General features: G+C 44.8%; 7 protein-coding genes. 3 read left to right on the top strand and 4 right to left on the bottom strand.

Annotated features, from left to right (window positions below):
- Positions 1-403: 403 nt before the first annotated feature.
- The 4 genes from IM500_RS24125 to IM500_RS24110 are packed head-to-tail and all read right to left on the bottom strand — an operon-like array spanning position 404 to position 2,940.
- Positions 404-610, bottom strand: a complete 207-nt coding sequence (locus IM500_RS24125; RefSeq protein WP_002762824.1) for a hypothetical protein — start codon at positions 608-610, stop codon at positions 404-406.
- Between the two features lie 18 nt (positions 611-628).
- The gene (locus IM500_RS24120) at positions 629-1,090 is read right to left on the bottom strand and encodes a hypothetical protein (RefSeq protein ID WP_002762822.1); all 462 of its coding nucleotides are present in this window, start codon (positions 1,088-1,090) and stop codon (positions 629-631) included.
- Between the two features lie 11 nt (positions 1,091-1,101).
- Entirely contained in the window at positions 1,102-2,292 is a 1,191-nt protein-coding gene (locus tag IM500_RS24115; protein WP_190720121.1) for a PEP-CTERM sorting domain-containing protein, read from the bottom strand.
- A 27-nt stretch (positions 2,293-2,319) separates the two neighbouring features.
- Positions 2,320-2,940 carry a hypothetical protein gene (locus tag IM500_RS24110; protein WP_190720124.1) on the bottom strand — a complete coding sequence of 207 codons (621 nt, stop codon included), beginning with the start codon at positions 2,938-2,940 and terminating at the stop codon, positions 2,320-2,322.
- Between the two features lie 662 nt (positions 2,941-3,602).
- Here IM500_RS24110 and IM500_RS24105 point away from each other — a divergent pair.
- Genes IM500_RS24105 through IM500_RS24095 form a run of 3 tightly spaced genes read left to right on the top strand, consistent with a single transcriptional unit; the run spans position 3,603 to position 5,412 of the window.
- Entirely contained in the window at positions 3,603-3,779 is a 177-nt protein-coding gene (locus IM500_RS24105) for a DUF8621 family protein (RefSeq protein WP_002734354.1), read from the top strand.
- Positions 3,776-4,834: a DUF3326 domain-containing protein gene (locus IM500_RS24100; protein WP_287739669.1), complete on the top strand. Its 1,059-nt coding sequence runs from the start codon at positions 3,776-3,778 to the stop codon at positions 4,832-4,834. The genes IM500_RS24105 and IM500_RS24100 overlap by 4 nt, the downstream gene beginning before the upstream one ends.
- On the top strand, positions 4,831-5,412 hold the full coding sequence (locus tag IM500_RS24095; protein ID WP_190720131.1) for a CPBP family intramembrane glutamic endopeptidase: 582 nt from the start codon (positions 4,831-4,833) through the stop codon (positions 5,410-5,412). The genes IM500_RS24100 and IM500_RS24095 overlap by 4 nt, the downstream gene beginning before the upstream one ends.
- The last annotated feature ends 256 nt before the right edge of the window (positions 5,413-5,668 follow it).

Here is a 5,668-nt window from a genome sequence, read left to right as displayed (position 1 = left end):
TTTATTTTAAGTTAATTATTTGCATAACAATTCCCGAAGAGCCTCTTATTCTTTGTGTGATAATTTTTGCTTATGGAATCGTGAAATGCTTATCGGGCAAGACTTTTAGGGCTATTTTTACGTTCAGCGAAGCTCAGTCGAGCGGCGGAAGAAACTATCAGTATAGACCTCGTTTCCACACAGAAACCAGAAGAGCCAAATTTCCAATACTCAGTTTAAATTTAGTACAGCTTAACCAGATTACTTGGAGTAGATAAAATCTCTGAAAAGGGGGTTTTAGTCTCAGCCAAAAATTCAGAAATTGTCTCTCCTTTTCAACAACTATTTGATGTTTTGCCTCCACAGGATATGACATTTTTTCCTTCTTAGCTGAAACTGTCTTGCTTAGTATTAAGCCAGCCCCTTATTTAGTTGTAATCCGTGAAGATTTGCAATTCACTTCTCCTTCCACTGGTAAAGATTTAACATGAGAACCTTGAAACTTTTCCATATTGCTGACTCGCCACATAGACAGAGGAAAAGTAATAGCAAATAAACCAAAAACTCCCACTAAAATCCAGACGATATTGTGCATTTTACGAGAGGAAAGTTTTCTAATTTGAACATCCATTTTGTTACCTCCATAAGTTTAAGTTAAGGGTAAATAAGGAAAGATAGGATGCCATGACATAGCGGTGGCGGCAATAATGAGGGCGAAAAACCAAAAGAGAATTGTTTTAGCCTTAATCTTGCGATCTTTCCAGAGATAATGGAGTATAGGCCAACTGATTAACCAGCCAATTAATAACATAGTTTCTTTGCCGGTATAACTGCCAATATTACCCCACATTTTGCTAGGATTTTTACTGCCAGGAATCCAAGACCCTAAATTCCAGAGCAGAGTTTCTACGGTTTTTGTCTGGTCTGCATCGGAAAAATGGTGAGAAACCATCATTAAACAACAACCGATTGCGGCGCTAATAATTGCCGCAGCTGCAGGGCCAGAAGTAGCGGGAGAACGTTTGGCTCCTTGGGCTAAACCTTGGGGAAATTGTTGTACAAAAGCCCAGATTTTACCGTACCAAGGGCTATCAACATAGGGTTGTGTCATGAGAGTTGCTCCTATTTTTTAAGAGTTCGTAACTGTGTAAAACCCAAAATTCCCACCGCTAAAAGTCCCATAATGGTGCTAGGTTCGGGTACAGATTCTAGGATAAAAGCGCGGGTTTCCGTTTCTCCCAATTCATTAGTAAAAGTGCCAAAACCAATAATTTGGCCACGCCCATTAATGCCCGTGGCTTGATTTAAAACCCAACCCGTACCATTAATGACTAAATTATTTAAATCAAATAACTGGCCTTCTTGCCAAAGAGTCCCATGGGCAACTTCACTAGCAAGATTAGAAAAGCCAACAATTTGACCAGATTCGTTAATACTTAAAGCATCGCCTCGCGTACCACCAAGACTGCCTAAATTAATCAAATTGCCGTTATCCCAGAGGAATCCACTAGAGGTTAAAGTGGCTCCTGAACCATTAGTCGCTTGACCAATAACTAAGCCATTTTCGTTAAGATCTCGGGCAAAACTTTGGGCGAATCCGTTGGGAATTCCTAGATTAGTCAGGACAAAATTACCATTGGCATCCTGTTCCCAAAAAGCGGCACTGTAGACATTAGTTCCGTCCACTACACCATCGGAGTCTACATAACCAACGATTTCGGTATTGTCATTAATGGCTAAACCAAAATTTTGATCGCCGTCAAGACTAGGTAAGTCGATGCGCGTACCATTTTCCCAGAAAATAGTGTTTCTTCGATTGGTTTCAAAGATATGATAACCAGCAATCTGATTGCTGTTGTTGATGTCGATAAAATAACTTTCCAGGCCACCAAAGTTATAAATGTTGAGGTCGTAACCCCCGGAACCGTTAGGAGTCCACAATAACGCCCGGTCTGTGGGGCCGGCGGTTTCATCTCCCGCACCGACAATCATCCCTGCGTCATTAATGGAACGGGATAAACCACCGCGACCGGGGAGAGTGACGGGGGTGCCGCCATTAACTGGGCCAGTAAGGGGTAAAGCCGTTATCGTACCGTTTTCCCAGATATAGCCACTAGAAGCGGTATTACCGGCAGTGCGGGAACGACCGACGATTTGACCTTGGTTGTTAATGCTGGCTGCCCTCGTATCCGTACCATCGGGGCTGAGTGTACCCAAGTCGGTGATTTTATACATCGAACCCGCTAGGGCAGGAGACACAGTATGTAAGCCGAAAACAGTGGCTAGAACGAGCGAAAGTTGAATTTTAGTCATTTTTGAGGTGAATAAGCAAATAAAGGTTTACAGAGCCTGAATTTTGGCGACACCGAGGCCGCTAACGAGACCACCCATAGCAAAAAACATCATTGCCATCAGAGCAATGCAAGTGGCTGTTAACACCGGTCGGTTAGCTTTGTCTAAAATTGAGTCGCCGTATTTCCAGAGAATCCAAGTGCAGACCACGCCTAGGGGCAAGGTAAACAGGACGCTGAATTCGTGGTATTCCATGAGGACGTATTGACCGAGGGGCGAATTTTCTTTTAACCAAGCGCGCGCGCCGCCAAATTCTAAATCAGCCCGATAGCGCATATAGGCTAAATTACCAGTGGCGATCGCTAAAAAAGCGAGGACGGTAGCCCAGAAGGTGAGGGTTCGCATTTGCCGCAAGAGTTTGCTAGAACCTCTTAACAGGGGAAAAGCGAGGTGGCCTGCGTAAACAATGACGACTAGGGCTAATAAAGAGCCAAAACCGTGAATTGTGCCTAACCATCGCTGCCACGGACTCGGATGCAGGAGATTGACGAAGGGCAGGAATAAAAATAAGCCCGCCGAGAGGATTCCTAGCCCATAAACGCAAACGGTGGCGATATCTAGGGTTTTGGGGAAATCTATTTTTTCGGATTCTGTGGGATCAGATAACATCTGCTTCTCCTTGACGATTTGGAAAGAGTAAATGAGAAATTATCTCAATTAGGTCGAACTTTGCTCAAAAAAGTCCAGAGAATACCTGTGTCCAACCATCAAAGGATTTTTAGACTCAAGTTGACGCTAAATAACGTCAAGACTAGAATTTAGACATAGACAAAGCTGGCGCTAAATGATTCTAGTAATCACTTAGCCTCAACTATGCACTGCTAAAGGAGCAACTGGCATCGCTTCTTTGGCTTAATCAGGCTCTAGACTAATTTTCTTGTCAACCATTCAGTCTAGGGCTTTTTTTTAGCCAAGTCTAGTATCAACAATATTTTTTAATAGTTGAGAATAATTCTTAACTATTTTGAAGCTAATGCTTAAATCTCTGGCACAATTGATTTTTGATGGTTTAAAAACGCTAAAAATAAGGATTAAGTGGCATAAAATATCCAAATAGACTGTTTAATTGATGACTGTTCCTTCTTAATTCTCCTGGCTACTGGCTGCTGACTCCTAACCAACCAAGATAATTGTTGATTTTTACAAGAGGTCTATTCCTAAAGGTGTCAGACTACGGCTATCGGTCTTCTCCCCACTCCCCCCCGCAACGCTCAGGAAGTGGTCTCCCCACTGCGGTAAACTAAATGAGATGATCCACGGGAGTTATGACTATGACCACTCACTTTATTAGCGCCGAAATCGACCTACAGGAAACCCCGCAACAACTGCAGCAAGAAATTGAAAAAGAATTGGCCAAACGGGGTGAACCCTTGCGTTGGGCAATCACAGAAGTGGATACCGAGAATAATCAAGTCAAAGTCGAAGCGATTGTCACCACTGCCTCGTGAATTCCCGTCCCTATACCGCCGTACTAATTATTCCCACCGGCATCGGGGCAGCGATTGGCGGTTATGCTGGGGATGGCATTCCCGTGGCCAGAGCGATCGCTAAAGTTTGCGATCGCCTAATTACCCATCCCAATGTCCTCAACGGCGCACAACTGTACTGGCCTCTGGACAACACCTATTATGTGGAGGGTTACGCTTTAGATCGTTTTGCCCGGGGGGATTGGGGATTAAGTCCCGTCCATCAAAATCGCATCGGGTTACTATTCGATCGCGCCATTGAATTTGACCTCTTGCAAAGACACCTTCAGGCTGCCGATGCTGTCCGGGCCACCCTAGGCTTAGATCTCACCGATTACGTTATCACCGATGCCCCCTTAAATGTGCAGTTGCGAGAGGCAGCCTCTGGGGCCAGTTGGGGAACAATTGGCAATCCCGACAGCTTGCTGCGGGGAGCAGAAAAACTGATTAACCAGGGCCGGGCGGAAGCGATCGCCATTGTTGCCCGTTTTCCCGACGATCCCGATAGCATTGCCCTGGCTAATTATCGCCATGGTCAGGGGGTGGATCCCCTTGCCGGGGCCGAAGCGGTAATTTCCCATCTGGTAGTCCGACAATTCCAAATACCGGCGGCCCACGCTCCCGCTTTAAGTCCGCTGCCCCTCGATCCGCAACTTTCCCCCAAGGCCGCGGCCGAAGAAATCGGTTATACTTTTTTACCCTGCGTTTTGGTGGGTTTAAGTCGCGCCCCCCAATTGGTCAAGCAGCCCAGTCCCGATGCTATTTGGGGCCGGGAGGTGGACGCGCTGATCGTTCCCGCCAGTGCCTGCGGCTGTTGCACAGTTTTGAGTTTTTGTCAAGAAAAAAGTGTACTGATTGCTGTCGAGGAAAATAGTACAAGAATGAAGGTGGACCCGGAACCTCTAGGGGTGAAAGCAATTAGGGTACACTCGTATACAGAGGCGATCGGTGCGATCGTTTGTCAACGGGCAGGGGTTAGCCTCGCATCTCTTCGCCCTAATTTACACTCTTTACGCTGTTTATCCGAGAATCCGTGACTAATTCCCCTAATTCCGAATTTGATCCCCTGACACGCACACAAGTCCTCACCATTATGGCGGTAACGGCGATTATCTTGCTGGTAGTCGCCAAAGTTTGGCAATATTTCGGTGCGATCGCTATTCCCGCAATTCGCTTGACTCTCCCGGATTTCCTGTTCGGATTAGCCTTAGCGGGGGCAATTAGTGGAATTAGTGGGCTTCTATATCGTTTTTGGTCTAGTTATCGCCATAGTGCTAACTCTTACTTAGAATTAGTCATTAAACCTTTAGCTTGGCCCGATTTAATTTGGATTGGATTACTGCCGGGGTTAAGTGAAGAATTATTATTTCGCGGGGTGATTTTGCCGGCTTTGGGCTTAAATATCTTTGGTTTAACCGTTTCTAGTCTAATTTTTGGTATCCTCCATTTTAGCGGTTCCCAACAATGGCCCTATGTTATCTGGGCAACTGTTGTCGGTTTTGCCCTCGGTTATACCGTCATCATCACCGGTAATTTATTAATCCCGATCCTCGCTCATATTATCACCAATCTCCTCGCTAGTTTTCTCTGGAAATTACAGCATAGTAATCAGTAATCAGTTATCAGTTATCAGTTATCAGTTATCAGATTTGAGTTTTAAGTGAGCAGTATTAAATAAAAGTTTCCTAATGTCTTTTCACTGCTCACCGATTACTGTTCACTATTCACTGTTTACTGTTCACTTAAAATACTCGGTTCTTCGTTACTTAGTATGGTTCGATAGGGGGGCATAAATCGACTAAATCCTTATCTGGCAAGAGACTTAATTGATTAGTTCGCTCTAGATAAAAAATAATTGACAAAAATCGCCA

It is taken from the genome of Microcystis sp. M179S2 (assembly GCF_020245805.1).
GTDB classification, from domain to species: Bacteria; Cyanobacteriota; Cyanobacteriia; order Cyanobacteriales; family Microcystaceae; genus Microcystis; species Microcystis aeruginosa.
Note: the sequence above shows the minus strand (reverse complement) of the source record. Positions and strands in the feature narration are given on the sequence as shown.